At 65.9% G+C, this 14,210-nt stretch carries 13 protein-coding genes and 1 riboswitch; of the genes, 5 read left to right on the top strand and 8 right to left on the bottom strand.

Translation table 11 applies throughout. From position 1 onward, the window contains the following. Positions 1 to 45 precede the first annotated feature (45 nt). Positions 46 to 771 carry a YebC/PmpR family DNA-binding transcriptional regulator gene (locus tag AC3A35_RS01925; RefSeq protein WP_487434145.1) on the bottom strand — a complete coding sequence of 242 codons (726 nt, stop codon included), beginning with the start codon at positions 769 to 771 and terminating at the stop codon, positions 46 to 48. A 150-nt stretch (positions 772 to 921) separates the two neighbouring features. On the opposite strand from AC3A35_RS01925, the gene AC3A35_RS01930 reads away from it, so the two are divergent. Beyond that, the gene (locus AC3A35_RS01930; RefSeq protein WP_487434146.1) at positions 922 to 2,436 is read left to right on the top strand and encodes a helicase HerA-like domain-containing protein; all 1,515 of its coding nucleotides are present in this window, start codon (positions 922 to 924) and stop codon (positions 2,434 to 2,436) included. 26 nt (positions 2,437 to 2,462) lie between these two features. Here the strand turns inward: AC3A35_RS01930 and AC3A35_RS01935 are convergent, their stop codons facing one another. Beyond that, positions 2,463 to 4,397, bottom strand: coding sequence for a DUF1631 family protein (locus tag AC3A35_RS01935; protein ID WP_487434147.1), 1,935 nt, complete (start codon positions 4,395 to 4,397; stop codon positions 2,463 to 2,465). 169 nt (positions 4,398 to 4,566) lie between these two features. Between AC3A35_RS01935 and AC3A35_RS01940 the strand changes: the two genes are divergently transcribed. After that, positions 4,567 to 5,478 carry a DMT family transporter gene (locus AC3A35_RS01940; RefSeq protein WP_487434148.1) on the top strand — a complete coding sequence of 304 codons (912 nt, stop codon included), beginning with the start codon at positions 4,567 to 4,569 and terminating at the stop codon, positions 5,476 to 5,478. 52 nt (positions 5,479 to 5,530) lie between these two features. Here AC3A35_RS01940 and metF read toward each other — a convergent pair whose 3' ends face one another. The 3 genes from metF to ahcY form a co-directional block, all read right to left on the bottom strand. Further along, positions 5,531 to 6,364: a methylenetetrahydrofolate reductase [NAD(P)H] gene (gene metF / locus AC3A35_RS01945; protein WP_487434149.1), complete on the bottom strand. Its 834-nt coding sequence runs from the start codon at positions 6,362 to 6,364 to the stop codon at positions 5,531 to 5,533. Then, entirely contained in the window at positions 6,351 to 7,178 is an 828-nt protein-coding gene (locus AC3A35_RS01950; RefSeq protein ID WP_487434151.1) for a TlyA family RNA methyltransferase, read from the bottom strand. Before AC3A35_RS01950 ends, metF begins: the two co-directional genes overlap by 14 nt. A gap of 117 nt (positions 7,179 to 7,295) precedes the next feature. Beyond that, entirely contained in the window at positions 7,296 to 8,723 is a 1,428-nt protein-coding gene (gene ahcY / locus AC3A35_RS01955; protein ID WP_487434152.1) for an adenosylhomocysteinase, read from the bottom strand. 75 nt (positions 8,724 to 8,798) lie between these two features. Then, positions 8,799 to 8,863: riboswitch (S-adenosyl-L-homocysteine riboswitch) on the bottom strand. A 147-nt stretch (positions 8,864 to 9,010) separates the two neighbouring features. On the opposite strand from ahcY, the gene AC3A35_RS01960 reads away from it, so the two are divergent. Continuing rightward, positions 9,011 to 9,580 carry a hypothetical protein gene (locus AC3A35_RS01960; RefSeq protein ID WP_487434153.1) on the top strand — a complete coding sequence of 190 codons (570 nt, stop codon included), beginning with the start codon at positions 9,011 to 9,013 and terminating at the stop codon, positions 9,578 to 9,580. A 4-nt stretch (positions 9,581 to 9,584) separates the two neighbouring features. On the opposite strand, the gene AC3A35_RS01965 is transcribed toward AC3A35_RS01960, so the two are convergent. Together AC3A35_RS01965 and metK are read right to left on the bottom strand one after the other, a co-directional pair. After that, positions 9,585 to 10,670 carry a calcium/sodium antiporter gene (locus tag AC3A35_RS01965; protein ID WP_487434154.1) on the bottom strand — a complete coding sequence of 362 codons (1,086 nt, stop codon included), beginning with the start codon at positions 10,668 to 10,670 and terminating at the stop codon, positions 9,585 to 9,587. Positions 10,671 to 10,805: 135 nt separating this feature from the next. Further along, complete coding sequence (gene metK / locus AC3A35_RS01970; protein ID WP_487434156.1) at positions 10,806 to 11,972, bottom strand: methionine adenosyltransferase; 1,167 nt, start codon at positions 11,970 to 11,972, stop codon at positions 10,806 to 10,808. A 220-nt stretch (positions 11,973 to 12,192) separates the two neighbouring features. Between metK and AC3A35_RS01975 the strand changes: the two genes are divergently transcribed. Beyond that, a complete protein-coding gene (locus AC3A35_RS01975) occupies positions 12,193 to 13,059 on the top strand; it encodes a lysophospholipid acyltransferase family protein (RefSeq protein ID WP_487434157.1) in 867 nt (288 codons plus the stop codon). Continuing rightward, positions 13,056 to 13,934: a lysophospholipid acyltransferase family protein gene (locus tag AC3A35_RS01980; protein ID WP_487434159.1), complete on the top strand. Its 879-nt coding sequence runs from the start codon at positions 13,056 to 13,058 to the stop codon at positions 13,932 to 13,934. The genes AC3A35_RS01975 and AC3A35_RS01980 overlap by 4 nt, the downstream gene beginning before the upstream one ends. Here AC3A35_RS01980 and AC3A35_RS01985 read toward each other — a convergent pair. Then, positions 13,928 to 14,188 carry a hypothetical protein gene (locus AC3A35_RS01985; RefSeq protein ID WP_487434160.1) on the bottom strand — a complete coding sequence of 87 codons (261 nt, stop codon included), beginning with the start codon at positions 14,186 to 14,188 and terminating at the stop codon, positions 13,928 to 13,930. The two genes, AC3A35_RS01980 and AC3A35_RS01985, sit on opposite strands and share 7 nt — an antisense overlap. Positions 14,189 to 14,210: the final 22 nt, after the last annotated feature.

Genomic DNA, 14,210 nt, shown 5'->3' on the forward strand with positions numbered 1-14,210 from the left:
CGACGCAGCGCGCCGCCCGGAATGGGGTGGTGCCGGAGGCGGCGTCTATTCGTCCAGCATCGCGGACGTATAGACGTCCTGCACGTCATCGAGCGATTCGAGTGCATCGAGCAGCTTCTGCATGCGTGCCGCGTCGTCACCGGAAAGCTCGGTTTCGTTCTGGGCTTTCATGGTCACTTCACCGAACTCGGCGGTGAACCCGGCGCTCTCGAGCGTTTCCTTCACCGCGGTGAATTCCCACGGCCCGGTTATGACTTCGATCGAGCCGTCGTCATTGGTGATCACGTCTTCGGCGCCGGCCTCGAGCGCGGCTTCCATCAGCGCGTCCTCGTCGGTGCCGGGGGCGAACATCAGCTGCCCGCAGTGCTTGAACTGGAAGGCCACACAGCCGTCGGTGCCCATGTTGCCACCGTACTTGGAGAAGGCATGGCGCACGTCGGCCACGGTGCGGATCTTGTTGTCCGTCAGGCAGTCGACGATGACCGCCGCGCCGCCGATGCCATAGCCCTCGTAGCGGGCTTCCTCGTAGGTCACGCCTTCGAGCTGGCCGGTGCCGCGCTTGATCGCATTGTCGATGTTGTCCTTGGGCATCGATTCGCCCTTGGCCTTGTCGATGGCGAGGCGCAGGCGCGGGTTGGCGCCGACGTCACCTCCGCCCATGCGGGCGGCGACGGTGATTTCCTTGATCAGTTTGGTGAAAACCTTGCCTCGCTTGGCGTCCTGACGACCCTTGCGATGCTGGATATTGGCCCATTTCGAGTGACCAGCCATACGAACCCCTGGCGCAGCGTGTGCGATTGAAAAGTGCGCGCATTATACAGCCGCGGCGCCCGCGACTGCTGCCCGCAGGCGCGCACGAGCGGGTGCTCGGGTTAAGATCGGGGTCGCATATTCCAATTCGCAACCTTGCCGGAGACTCGCATGGCAGAGCCACTTCTGATCGCCCGCACCCAAGACAAGGACATCAACCTGCTGCCGCGCCTGGCCAACCGGCACGGGCTGATCACCGGTGCCACCGGCACCGGAAAGACGGTCACCCTGCAGAAGATGGCGGAGGCGTTTGCCGCCATCGGCGTGCCGGTATTCATGGCCGACGTGAAGGGCGACCTGTCCGGGATCGGCGCGGCCGGCGTCAAATCCGAAAAGCTGATGCAGCGCCTGGCGGCGATCGGCATCGAGGATTTCGAGCCACGGGCCAATACCACCGTATTCTGGGACGTGTTCGGTAGCGGCGGACACCCGGTACGGGCCACGATCTCCGATATGGGGCCCTTGCTGCTCTCGCGTCTGCTCAATCTCAATGACACCCAGGCCGGCGTGCTGCAACTGGTGTTCAAGGTTGCCGACGATAACGGTCTGCTGCTGCTCGACCTCAAAGACCTGCGCACCATGGTGCAGCACGTGGGCGAAAACGCGAAGACCTTCACCACCGAATACGGCAATGTGTCGGCGGCCTCCATCGGCGCCATCCAGCGCAACCTGCTGGCGCTGGAAGAGCAGGGCGGCGATGTGTTCTTCGGTGAGCCGATGCTCGACATCAACGACCTGATGCAGACCGATGCCGCCGGTCGAGGCGTGATCAACGTGCTCGCGGCCGACAAGCTCTACCACTCGCCCAAACTCTATTCGACCTTCCTGCTATGGATGCTGGCCGAGCTGTTCGAACAGCTGCCGGAGGTCGGCGACATGGACAAGCCCAAGCTGGTGTTCTTCTTCGACGAGGCCCACCTGCTGTTTGCCGATGCGCCCAAGGCACTGATCGAGAAGGTCGAACAGGTGGTGCGGCTGATCCGCTCCAAGGGGGTGGGGGTATATTTCGTGACCCAGAACCCGCTCGACGTGCCCGAAACCGTGCTCGGCCAGCTCGGCAACCGGGTCCAGCATGCGCTGCGCGCCTTCACCCCGCGCGACCAGAAGGCAGTGAAGACGGCGGCCGACACCATGCGTGCGAACCCGGCCTTCAACGCGGCGACCGCAATCACCGAGCTGGGGGTGGGTGAGGCGCTGGTGTCCTTCCTCGACGACAAGGGGCGGCCCGAAGTGGTCGAGCGCGCCTTCGTGGTGGCGCCGGTTTCACGCCTCGGGCCGATGAGCGCGCAGGAACGCGATGCGGCGATCCGCGCTTCGGTGCTGTTCGGGCACTACGAAAAGGCGGTCGATCGCGAGTCGGCTTACGAACTGCTGCGTGCCCAGGCGGCGGCTCGCGCCGAGTTGGCCGGCGAGCGTGCGGCGGGGGCGTCCGGCACCGCGGCGCCGGACTCCGCCGGGGGCGGGCTCAACGACATCCTGTTCGGTTCGACCGGTCCGCGCGGCGGGCGGCGCGACGGCCTGGTGCAGATCGCGGCCAAGACGGTGACGCGAACGATCGGCAGCGGCATCGGGCGGCAGATCGTGCGCGGCCTGCTGGGGTCGCTGCTGGGTCGCGGCAAACGCTGAGTCGCCCGGCCGGGGCGTGGGGCCGATCAGGCGCCGGCGTGGCGTAACAGCTGGGTCGCTGCCTGCCCGACGATGTTCCGGTCGTGTAGCAGGCGTGCCTGTTTCGCCGCGACCAGGCGGCCAAGCGCCTTGAGGCTGGCGGCGAGCACCTGGTCATCGGTGTGGCAGTAGAGCAGCGCGACCTGGTGTTGCGGTCCGATCCAGCTCACGCCCGCCCGGATCGCCTCGTTGCCGGGCAGGCTGATCTCGAGCAGGGAGTCGGTCGTCAGGGGCAGTGGCTCGGTGGCTGTCCTGCCTGCTTCGCGCAAGACCAGGCCGATGCCGAGCAGGCCCAGTCCGGTTGCCGGATCGACACTGCGGCCGGGAAGCGGATCGGCGCCGGGCCGGGCAGGTTCCGGTGTGGGCTTGCCGCCCAGGATGGCTGCGTGCAGGTCCATGCAGGCAGCCAGCGCACGTTCGCAGGCCTGCGTATCCATGCCCACCCCGGCAAGACCCGTGCGCAACTGCTCGATCAAGGGCGGCAGCATCTCCATCCGTCGGGTTCTTTCCTGGGGCGCGTGGATGCGCCGGCCGCTGAGGACGAGCTGGTGGGTGGCAGTGAGCTGTTCGCGCCAGCGCGGGTGCTTGTCGCCGAGCCGATAAAGGGTGCGGGCGAGCACCTGCACCCACCAGGTCCACAGAAAGTCGTGAATGGGCGCCGGCGTCCCGGGTTCGATCATGCGGGCGAGCGCACGCGAGGCGACATCCAGGGCATGTTCGCGCCGGTCGAGGCGGATCGCGTCGTCGATGAACGGTGACGTTTTCTGCTCACTGTTCGCAGCGTGCGAGGTGGCAAGTCCCTGCAGCTGGTGCAGCGCACGGGCGAACCGCTTTTCGTCCGGAGGCGGATCGTGCTGCACGCCGGAGACGATGGCAACGAGCGCTTCATAGGCCCCGTCGCCACGGCGGTCAGCGGGCAGGCGCATGCCGAGGGTAGCGATGCCATCGATCAATTGGCGGGCCGGCTGGGCTGGATCGCCGATTGTTTGCGGCTGGTCCAGCACCTGCAGCAACAGCGGGCCTTTCAGCCCGGCCAGCACGGGCTTGATCCGGGCCGGGAGGTCGGGGTGGGTCGCGATCAGGGTGAATACCTGCTCCACCGTGTCCACGGCGCCGGCAAGCTCGGCGGGCAGCAGATGCGCCAGGTCGCTTCCCGACAGGGGGACGTCTGCGCCGTCGATCCCCTGGCGGCGCACCAGCCACTCCCTGATCTGGCCGACAATGGCTGCCGCCAAGGTCGGGTCGAGCGTCGTCGGTGTGGTTCCGTGGTCGGGCCGTCGCATCGACAACTGCTGTTGCAAGGCCGCTGCGGGATCTTCGGCCGGAGCCGGCGCCGCGGCGGCAACGGGGGCAAGCGGCTGGGCGCGTCGTGGGCGTGCGGGTTGATGAGGTTGCACGCCGGCTTCAACCAGCTTTGAATTCAGTTGCGCATAGCAGTGCGCGAGTCCGTCGGCCAGTGGCGAGGCAAGATCGTCGATCATCTGGCTCCGCTGCGCGGAGGACAGGTCTTGAGCTTCGGCCAGCACGCGCAGCGCCTGGCACACGGTCTCCGGGCCGATCGGCACCATGTCCGGCGCGAGGTCGCTGCGGACGAGCAGGATCGCATAGCCCCCATGCAAGGCCGCAAGCTCTGCGCCACAGCGCTCCCGCAGCTTGCGCGCGAGATCGATGAGTTCGAGCGTGAAGACGAGGTCGTCCTCGTGTACGAGACTGATCCGCGACGCGGTGAGCCCACTGGCCTGCTCGAACCCCATGCGGTTCTCGAGGCCGGCGAGGACGTCGTGATGCTTGCCGGCAGCGTCGCGCACCGCTTGGAGCAGCGCGGGCTGCGCCGGGGCGATGACGGCTTCAAACTCGTTCAGGAACGCTTCCCTGAGCACCTGGATCAGGCTTGCGTCCTTGGTCTCCGGTGAAGCGGTCATGACGGTCGTGAACGGTTGAACTCGTTGCAGTGTAGGCCAGGCGCGACGGCCCGTCATGGGACGTGGTCCGACCGGCGCCTCCACAGGGTCTGGATTGCGCTGGAAACTGCGGATTGTGTAGCGGACATTGAACTGGCTTAATTCCGCCTCGCATAGAGGAGTGCTGGTGATGAAGCAGCCGTCGGCTGGCGTCGGGTTGGTGTTTGCGGTGTGCGGCGCGGTGGGTTTTTCGTTCAAGGCGATCCTGGTGAAGCTGGCCTACCGTCACGGGGTCGATGCGGAAACGCTGCTCGCGCTGCGCATGGCCCTGTCGCTGCCGTTCTTCCTGGCGATGGGGGGGCTGGCCTCGCGCTTGGCCGCCACCCCGCTGTCGGGCCGCGATTGGTGGTGGATGGCGGGGCTGGGACTGTTCGGCTACTACCTTGCGAGTTATCTCGACTTCCTCGGTCTCGCCTACATTTCCGCCGCACTCGAGCGGCTGATCCTGTTCCTTTATCCGACCATCGTCATCGTCGTGTCCGCCCTGTTCCTCGGCAAGCCGATCTCGCGCCGCATGCTGGGAGCGCTCGCCCTGTCCTATCTCGGGATCGGACTGGCGGTGGGGCATGACCTGAAGGTCGCCGGCGAAGCGGTCGACGTGCTGACCGGCTGTCTGCTGGTGTTCGGCAGTGCGGTGAGCTATGCGCTCTACCTGATGGGCAACGGACAGGTCGTCGGTCGCCTCGGCTCGGCGCGGGTGACGGCCTTCGCGTCGTCGTTTGCGTGCGCCTTCAGCCTCGCGCAGTTCGGCCTGATGCGCCCGCTCGAGGCGCTGATACAGCCGTGGCCGGTCTATGGGCTGTCGCTCGCGATGGCCGTGTTCAGCACCGTGGCGCCGGTGTGGCTGGTGTCGGAGGCGATCCGCCGGCTCGGTGCCGGTACGGTGTCGCTGACCGGTACGCTCGGGCCGGTGATCACGCTCTTCCTCGGCTGGGTGATGCTGGGCGAGGCGATCGGGCTGGCGCAGATGGCCGGAACCGCGATGGTGATCGCCGGTGTGCTGGTGATGGCAGGTCCCAAGGGGACGGTAAGTCGTCGCTGATGGCGTCCGGGCGTCCGTGCCTGATGCACGAGGCATGGACGCCCGCGGTCGTTCACGCCAGCTTGAGGCGCTTGCAGATCTCGGTCGTGAGCCCGGCCTGGTTCATGCTGTAGAAGTGCAGTCCGGGCACGCCGACGGCCAGGAGCTTGTCGCACATGGCGGTGACCACATCCAGCCCGAACGCACGAATCGACTCGGCGTCGTCGCCGTAGGCCTCGAGTTTCCTGCGCATCCAGCGCGGGATCTCGGCCCCGCAGGCGTCGGAGAAGCGGGCGAGCTTGGAGAAGCTCACAATCGGCATGATGCCCGGCACGATCGGGATCGTGATGCCCATCGCCCGCACCGAGTCGACGAAGTGCAGATAGGCATCGAGATTGTAGAAATACTGGGTGATCGCCGAGTCGGCGCCGGCATCCGCCTTGCGCTTGAAGGCGATGAGGTCGTCCTGCGGGCTGCGTGCCTGCGGGTGCCATTCCGGATAGGCGGCCACTTCGAGGCGGAAGCGGTGGCCGGTTTCGGCGCGGATGAACTCGACCAGCTCGTTGGCGTAGCGGAATTCGCCCGCATCGCCCACCCCGGACGGCAGATCGCCGCGCAGCGCGACGATGCGGCGGATGCCGGCGTCGGCGTACTCCTGCAGGATCGCGCGGATGCCTTCACGGGTCGAGCCGATGCAGGACAGGTGCGGTGCCGCTTCGCTGCCGCTGGCGGCGATCTCCTTGACCGTGGCGAAGGTGCGCTCGCGCGTCGAGCCGCCCGCGCCAAAGGTGACGGAGAAGAACGCCGGTTTCAGTTCGGCCAGTTTGGCGCGCACCGTGCGCAGTTTTTCGGCGCCTTCCGCGGTTTGCGGCGGAAAGAATTCAATCGAGAGTTCAGTGTTGTGCATGTCGCATCCAGGTAAAGAATTCGCGGTTGCCGTCGGTGCCGGTGATCGGCGAGTCGAACCAGTCGTGCACCTTCAGTCCGCAGGCTGCGGCGGCGGCCCTGAGTTTGGCTTCCACATCGGCGTAAAGCGAGGTGTCGCGCACGATACCGCCTTTCGCCAGCCCCTTGGCGCCGACCTCGAACTGGGGCTTGACCAGCGCCAGGATGTCGCCGTTCGCGGCCAACAGGGCGGGCCACTGCGGCAGGAGCAGGGTCAGCGAGATGAAGCTCGCGTCGCACACGATCAGATCGAATCCGGCAGGCGGATAGTGCGTGCCCAGATCGCTCGCAAGCAGATGGCGTGCGTTGATGCCTTCGAGGGTGATGCAACGCGGATCGGAGGCCAGGCGCGGATGAATCTGGCCGTGGCCGACTTCCACTCCGACGACCCCGGCCGCTCCGGCCTGGAGCAGGCAATCGGAAAAGCCGCCGGTGGATTGGCCGACGTCGAGGCAGATCCGCCCATTCACCTGCAGGCCGCTGACACGCAATGCCCCGGCGAGCTTGAGGCCGCCACGCGACACGAAGCGGTCGGCTTCGTCGGGGACGACCGCAAGCACCGCCGATTCGGGCAGCTCCTGCGCCGGTTTGGTGACCGGGCCACTGTCCGAGCTGACCCGCCCGGCCTCGATCAGCACGCGCGCAGCGGTGCGCGACGGTGCAAGGCCCTGCTGCACCAGCAACTGGTCGGCACGCGGCATGACCCGATGCGCCATCGGCGGTGTGGCCGGACGCTCGGGGGCTGGACGACTGCTGCGGCGATGGAAGGATTTCATCGGTGGCGGGTCGGCTCGGGAAGGCGGCCGGCGAACGTGATATCCACCAGTCCGCCACTGGGCTTCCGCTGCACGGTCTGAACCGGATTGCCGCGGAAGTCCACCCCGAGCCTTCGATCAATAGCGATAGTGCTCGGCCTTGTACGGGCCTTCGACCGGGACGCCGATATAGGCTGCCTGCTCGGGGCGCAGCACGGAGAGCTGGGCGTTGAGCTTCTTCAGCTGCAGGCGGGCGACCTTCTCGTCCAGGTGCTTGGGCAGCGTGTACACGCCCACCGGATAGTCGGCGGTACGCGAGTACAGCTCGATCTGGGCGATGGTCTGGTTGGCGAAGGACGAGCTCATCACGTAGGACGGATGGCCGGTGCCACACCCGAGGTTCACCAGCCGACCCTTGGCCAGCAGGATGATGCGCTTGCCATCGGGGAAGATGACGTGGTCGACCTGCGGCTTGATCTCGTCCCACTCGTACCGTTCGAGCGAGGCGACGTCGATCTCGTTGTCGAAGTGGCCGATGTTGCACACGATGGCCTGGTCCTTCATTGCCGCCATGTGATCGTGGGTGATGACGTGGAAGTTGCCGGTGGTGGTGACGAAGATGTCGGCCTTGTCGGCGGCATATTCCATGGTCACCACGCGATAACCTTCCATCGCCGCCTGCAGCGCGCAGATCGGGTCGATCTCGGTGATCCAGACCTGGGCCGACAGTGCGCGCAGGGCCTGGGCGGAGCCCTTGCCCACGTCGCCGTAGCCGGCCACCACCGCGACCTTGCCGGCGATCATCACGTCTGTGGCGCGCTTGATGCCATCGACCAGCGATTCGCGGCAGCCGTAGAGGTTGTCGAACTTGGACTTGGTGACCGAGTCGTTGACGTTGATCGCCGGGAACTTGAGCTCGCCGCGCTGGTGCATCTGATACAGGCGATGCACGCCGGTGGTGGTCTCCTCGGTCACGCCCCTGATCTGTGCGAGCCGGGTGGAGTACCAGGCCGGATCGACGGCGAGCTTGGCCTTGATCGCGGCGAACAGGATGGTTTCCTCTTCGGAGCCCGGCTTGGCCAGCACCGAGATGTCGTTCTCGGCACGGGCACCCAGGTGCAGCAGCAGGGTCGCGTCGCCGCCGTCGTCGAGGATCATGTTCGAGTAGACGTCCCCGCTTCCCGTGGACGGCCATTCGAAAATGCGGTGGGTGTAATCCCAGTAGTCGGTCAGCGACTCGCCCTTGACCGCGAACACCGGGATGCTCTGTGCGGCGATCGCGGCGGCGGCGTGGTCCTGGGTCGAGAAGATGTTGCACGAGGCCCAGCGCACTTCGGCGCCGAGCGCGGTGAGGGTCTCGATCAGCACCGCGGTCTGGATCGTCATATGCAGCGAACCGGTGATGCGTGCGCCTTTCAGGGGCTGGCTGGCGGCGTATTCCTCGCGGATCGCCATCAGGCCGGGCATCTCGGTTTCGGCGATGCGGATTTCCTTGCGTCCCCAGGCGGCCAGCGCCAGGTCGGCAATCACGTAGTCGGTAAAGGTACTGTCAGCCACAGAGTTCATGTCGGTTTCCTTGAACGAGTGGCCGGGAAGGGGTGGTGCGGTGGGCTCACCTGATCACCCCGTGCCCGGCACGGGTAAAGGTGAGCGCAGTTCCAAAGTGACCGAGCCTGGGACAGAATCTTGCAGCGCTCCTCGGTAATCGGAATTATATCTTTACTTGCGGATGCCGTCAGCCGTAAGTAAAGGGGGAAGGCTGCGAACGGCGTCACGGTGACGACGGTCAAAATGGTCGAATAATCGAATCAATAATCAAATCTTTTGGTGGTGCATCAACACGAGGGGGGAATATGAAAAAGAGCATCGGCGCGATCGCACTCCTGGCTCTCCTGCTTGGGTCTTGCTCCAGCCTGCTGCCGAAGGCTGATCAGAAAACCGTCTCGCCGTGGCGCGACTTCAAGGAGGTGAAATCCGCCTATGACGCGGTCCGTCCCGGGGAATCGGACCGTGACGCCGTTCATCGCCTGGGGTTCGACCCGGCATCGACCCCCAATGTCCAGATTCTGAACTACTCGGAGATCGTGAACTCCGCGCTGCCCAAGGACAGCATGGTCCCGGGTGTCGAGTTGCCGGCCGGGATCCGTGCCTGCATGATGGCCCAGGACCGCTGCGTGGGGTATCAGCTCGAGGAGACGCGGATCAAGCGGAACCGGGTGGGCGGATTCTGGGCCGATTTCCTCAATTTTCGCCGGGAGACGTCGATGACCGGTTGGCGCTTCAAGGCGCTGCTGGTACTGGTCGACGACAAGGTCGTGTTCAAGCAGTGGTCGGGGCAGCCGGAAATCAGGGAGGTCAGCGTCAACCGCAACCCGCTCGGCCCCCTGCAGGGGGTCGGAGAGAAGGCGTCCAGCTTCCAGTAGGCGTCTACTCGGGCTTGCCGGCCACCTTGCCGTTGTGGCGGACGATGCTGACCACCAGGGTGATCACGGTCAGCGGCATCACATACCCGAGCATCACGCCCGAGTATGCCTGCAGGCCGGCGTGTTGCTGCGCGGCCAGTACCAGCCAGGCGGTATAGGCCGCGTAGTAGGCAAGGAAAATGCCGCCTTCCCAGCGTGCAATCTCGCGGCCGGTGATCAGGATCGGCAGGCAGGCGAAGGCCACTGCAAGCATCACCCACAGATCGAAATTGCGTGCGGCCTCCGAGACCGGCAAGCCGCCCGGCGCGATCAGGCCGGTCACGCCGAGCACCGCGCAGATGTTGAACACGTTGCTGCCCACCACATTGCCGACCGCAATGTCGCGCTGACCGCGCAATGCGGCGACGATGGAGGTCGCGATCTCCGGCATCGAGGTGCCGATTGCCACCACGGTCAGGCCGATCACCAGATCGCTGACGCCGAACGCGCGCGCAAACGAGACTGCCGCACTGACCAGCCAGTCGGCACCGAGCACCAGCATCCCCAATCCCGCGATCACCAACAGCGTCTGTGTGGCCCAGTGGCGGTCCCAGGTCGAGGTGGGGATCTCGCTGGCGAACTCATCCTCGATCGCCTTCGATGCGGTGCGCGATTGCCGTATCAGGAAGACGGTGTAGGCGATCACCAGCATGACCAGCGCGAAGGCCTCCAGCCGGCCGATCGAGCCGTCGAGCGCCATCACCACGAGCAGCACCGAGGCGCCGATCATGATCGGAATCTCCTGGCGGATGATCTGTTCGGCGACCAGCAACGGTGCAATGATGGCTGCAATGCCGAGAATCAGCAGGACGTTGGCGATATTGCTGCCGACGACGTTGCCGATCGCAATGTCCGGGTTGCCATTGAGCGCGGAGCCGACCGATACCGCCATTTCCGGCGCGCTGGTGCCGAATGCGACCACGGTGAGGCCGACCACCAGCGGCGCGATTCCGAACGAGACCGCGAGGCGGGATGCGCCGCGGACCAGTCCTTCGGCGCCGATGACGAGGGTGATCAGACCGAGGGCGAACAACAGGGCTTGCTGGAGCATGGGGAGAACGGCACAAGAAAGTGGAATGCGGATTCAGCGTGCTATGAGTTCGATGAGCCGCGCTGGTTCCCCGCTGCACGCGGGGAAGCCGGTCGATACGCCGGGCGCCGGGCCCTTGCCGACGCCCGTACGGGGTCAGAGTCCGGCGTCGGCGCGCAGCGCGGCGGCCTTGTCGGTCTGTTCCCAGGTGAACTCCGGTTCGTCGCGGCCGAAGTGACCGTAGGCTGCGGTCTTGGAGTAGATCGGGCGGAGCAGGTTCAGGGTCTGGATGATGGCCTTGGGGCGCAGGTCGAAGTGGGCACGGATCAGATCCACGATCCGGTCGTCGCTGATCCGGCCGGTGCCGAAGGTGCTCACCATCAGTGACACCGGCTTGGCGACCCCGATCGCATAGGCGACCTGCACTTCGCAGCGGTCGGCAAGTCCCGCGGCGACGATGTTCTTGGCCACATAACGACCGGCATAGGCGGCCGAGCGGTCGACCTTGGACGGATCCTTGCCCGAAAACGCACCGCCGCCGTGGTGGGCGGCACCGCCATAGGTGTCGACGATGATCTTGCGTCCGGTCAGGCCGCAGTCGCCGTGCGGGCCGCCGATGACGAAGCGGCCGGTCGGATTGATCAGATAGCGCACCTCGCCCTGCAGCAGTTCCTTCGGCAATACCGGCTTGATCACCTCTTCGATCACCGCTTCGGAAAGCTGCGCGTGGGACACGTCGGGGCTGTGCTGGGTGGACACCACCACGGTGTCGATCGCCACCGGCTTGCCGTCGACATACTTCACCGTGAGCTGGCTCTTGGCGTCCGGGCGCAGCCATGGCAGGCGGCCGTCCTTACGCACTTCGGCCTGGCGCTGCATGATGCGGTGGGCGTAGTAGATCGGCAGCGGCATCAGGCTGGGGGTTTCGTTGCAGGCGTAGCCGAACATCAGTCCCTGGTCGCCGGCGCCCTGGTCGAGGTCGAGTCCTTCGCCTTCATTCACGCCCTGCGCAATATCGGGTGACTGACGGTTGATCGCGGTAAGAATGGCGCACGACTTGTAGTCGAAACCGATGTCGGAGCTGTCGTAGCCGATACGGCGCACCACATCCTGCGCAATCTGGCGGTAATTGGGGTGGGCACTGGTGGTGATTTCGCCCGAGATCACAATGAGACCGGTGGACACCAGGGTCTCGCAGGCAACCCGTGCATGCGGGTCTGCCGCCAGGATATCGTCGAGCACGCCGTCGGAAACCTGGTCGGCGACCTTGTCGGGATGGCCTTCGGAAACGGATTCCGAGGTGAAGAGAAATTCTTTGGTCATGTTCTGCTCCAGAAAAACAAAAATCCCCGTTGCTTTGGCGTTGCGGCCAGCTCCGGGGATTTCATCGAGCAGCCGACGCTTTAGCAGTATTTATGGATCACGTGTGCGGTGAAGGCCGCCCTGCAAGTTGTCGAGTTAACTCGGCGGCTGAGGCACAATTATAGGCTTCGATTCTTTCAGGTCAAACCCCTCCGGGGGGCAAGACCGATCAAAGTTGACCGTGTTCCTCAAATTTCTGTTCAGGCTGCTTGCCCGCTTCCCGCTTTCCTGGCTGCATCGCCTGGGGGGCTGGGCGGGCTGGTTCGTTTATGGCCTGTCGCCGGGCTATCGCCGCCGCCTGCGCCGTCATCTGGCCCAGGCCGTGGGCGGGGCCGACCGGGCATTGTTGCGCATGGCCATCGAGGAAGCCGGCAAGCAGGCCCTGGAGTTGCCATGGCTGTGGCTGAGACCGGCGGACGAGGTGGTGGCGAAGGTGGTTCGGGTCGAGGGCTGGGAGCTCGCCGAGGCCGCACACCGGGAAGGTGCGGGCATCCTGTTCATGACCCCCCATCTGGGGTGTTTCGAGATCACCGCACAGTACTATGCGTCCCATGCGCCCATCACCGTGCTCTATCGCCCACCGCGAAACGCCGCGCTCGAACCGCTGATGCAGGCGGGGCGGGTGCGCGGTCGGATGCGAACCGCGCCGGCCGACCTGGCGGGGGTGCGCACCCTGGTCAAGACCCTGCGCAATCGTGAGGCCATCGGCATGTTGCCCGATCAGGTTCCGGGGGCGGGCGAGGGGGCGTGGATCGACTTCTTCGGCCGCCCGGCATGGACGATGACGCTGGCGGCGCGGCTGGCGGAGGTCAGGAACGTGCATGTGATCTATTGCTGGGCCGAGCGCCTGCCGCACGGACGAGGATTCGTGTTCCGGCTGTTTGCGCCGAGCGAGCCGCTGGTCGGCGATATCGAGGCCCGTTGTGCAACCATGAACCGCGAGCTCGAGCGCATGATCCTGCAGTGTCCGGGGCAGTACATGTGGGGCTACAACCGATACAAGAAGCCGCGCGCCGTGCGGCTGGCGGGTGTGGAGCGTGAGGCGTGACCAGTCGTATCGGCGTGGCCGTATTCTGGCTGCTGCACTGGCTGCCGCTGACCGTGCTCGCTCCGCTCGGACAGGCGCTCGGGATGGTGCTGTACGTGTTCGCGCTGCCGCGCCGCCGGGTGGTGATGACCAATCTGCGGCTGTGCTTTCCGGAGCTGACGGTGGCGCAATGGCGACGGCTGGCCCGTCGGCATTTCCGCTGCGTGGGCCGCAGCCTGCTGGAGCGCGGCCTGCTATGGTGGGGAAGCCGCGAACGGCTCGAGCGCCTGGTGCGCATCGACGGTGCGGACCGGGTGCACGCCCTGCAGGCCGCGGGTACGCCGGTGATCCTGCTGGCGCCCCATTTTGTCGGGCTCGATATGGGCGGCACGCGGGTGACGATGAGCTTCGATGTGGTCAGCATCTACGCGAAGCAGAAGAAGAACCCGGTGCTCGACCGCTGGCTGTTTCACGGTCGCAGCCGTTTCGGCGATCAGTTGTTGCTGGCCCGCCAGGACGGGGTGCGTGGAACGGTGAAGGCGATGAAGTCCGGACGCCCTTTCTATTACCTGCCGGACATGGATTACGGGCGCAAGGATGCGATCTTCGTGCCTTTCTTCGGCGTGCCGGCGGCCACCATCACCGGACTGTCGCGGCTGGCGAGGGTGGCGGGGGCGGCGGTGCTGCCGTGCGTGACGAGAATGTTGCCCGGTGGCGCGGGTTACGTGGTCGACATCGGCGAGCCGTGGGCGGACTTCCCGACCGCCGATGTCGAGGCCGACACCCGGCGCATGAATGCATGGATCGAGTCGATCGTGCGTACCATGCCGGAGCAGTACTACTGGGTGCACCGCCGCTTCAAGACCAGACCCGAGGGCGAGGCGCGGCCCTATTGACCGTGGCGGTCGGGGTCGGGGTCGGCCGCGGCGAGGCGCTGCAACACCAGCGCAAACGCGGCGCTGCCGAGCAGCGCAATGGCCGATACGACAAGCACGATGCCGGTGCCGGCTTCCGCCAGGATCGGATGCAGGTTACCCGGATCGCCGACGATCAGGATCAGGCCGGCGACCAGGCAGGCGATGCCGGGGATGCCGAGCAGCCAGGTGGCAAGCGGCAGTCCGCGGCGGGCGGCAGCGTTGGTCGTGTTCATGGCCCGGATTCTCGCACGATGC

The organism is Azoarcus sp. Soil_N_20 (assembly GCF_057656155.1).

What these genes read in the sequence shown, in the direction of transcription:
- AC3A35_RS01925 (WP_487434145.1), bottom strand. Translation starts at nt 771, where the DNA reads ATGGCTGGTCACTCGAAATGGGCCAATATCCAGCATCGCAAGGGTCGT.
- AC3A35_RS01930 (WP_487434146.1), top strand. Translation starts at nt 922, where the DNA reads ATGGCAGAGCCACTTCTGATCGCCCGCACCCAAGACAAGGACATCAAC.
- AC3A35_RS01935 (WP_487434147.1), bottom strand. Translation starts at nt 4,397, where the DNA reads ATGACCGCTTCACCGGAGACCAAGGACGCAAGCCTGATCCAGGTGCTC.
- AC3A35_RS01940 (WP_487434148.1), top strand. Translation starts at nt 4,567, where the DNA reads ATGAAGCAGCCGTCGGCTGGCGTCGGGTTGGTGTTTGCGGTGTGCGGC.
- metF (WP_487434149.1), bottom strand. Translation starts at nt 6,364, where the DNA reads ATGCACAACACTGAACTCTCGATTGAATTCTTTCCGCCGCAAACCGCG.
- AC3A35_RS01950 (WP_487434151.1), bottom strand. Translation starts at nt 7,178, where the DNA reads ATGAAATCCTTCCATCGCCGCAGCAGTCGTCCAGCCCCCGAGCGTCCG.
- ahcY (WP_487434152.1), bottom strand. Translation starts at nt 8,723, where the DNA reads ATGAACTCTGTGGCTGACAGTACCTTTACCGACTACGTGATTGCCGAC.
- AC3A35_RS01960 (WP_487434153.1), top strand. Translation starts at nt 9,011, where the DNA reads ATGAAAAAGAGCATCGGCGCGATCGCACTCCTGGCTCTCCTGCTTGGG.
- AC3A35_RS01965 (WP_487434154.1), bottom strand. Translation starts at nt 10,670, where the DNA reads ATGCTCCAGCAAGCCCTGTTGTTCGCCCTCGGTCTGATCACCCTCGTC.
- metK (WP_487434156.1), bottom strand. Translation starts at nt 11,972, where the DNA reads ATGACCAAAGAATTTCTCTTCACCTCGGAATCCGTTTCCGAAGGCCAT.
- AC3A35_RS01985 (WP_487434160.1), bottom strand. Translation starts at nt 14,188, where the DNA reads ATGAACACGACCAACGCTGCCGCCCGCCGCGGACTGCCGCTTGCCACC.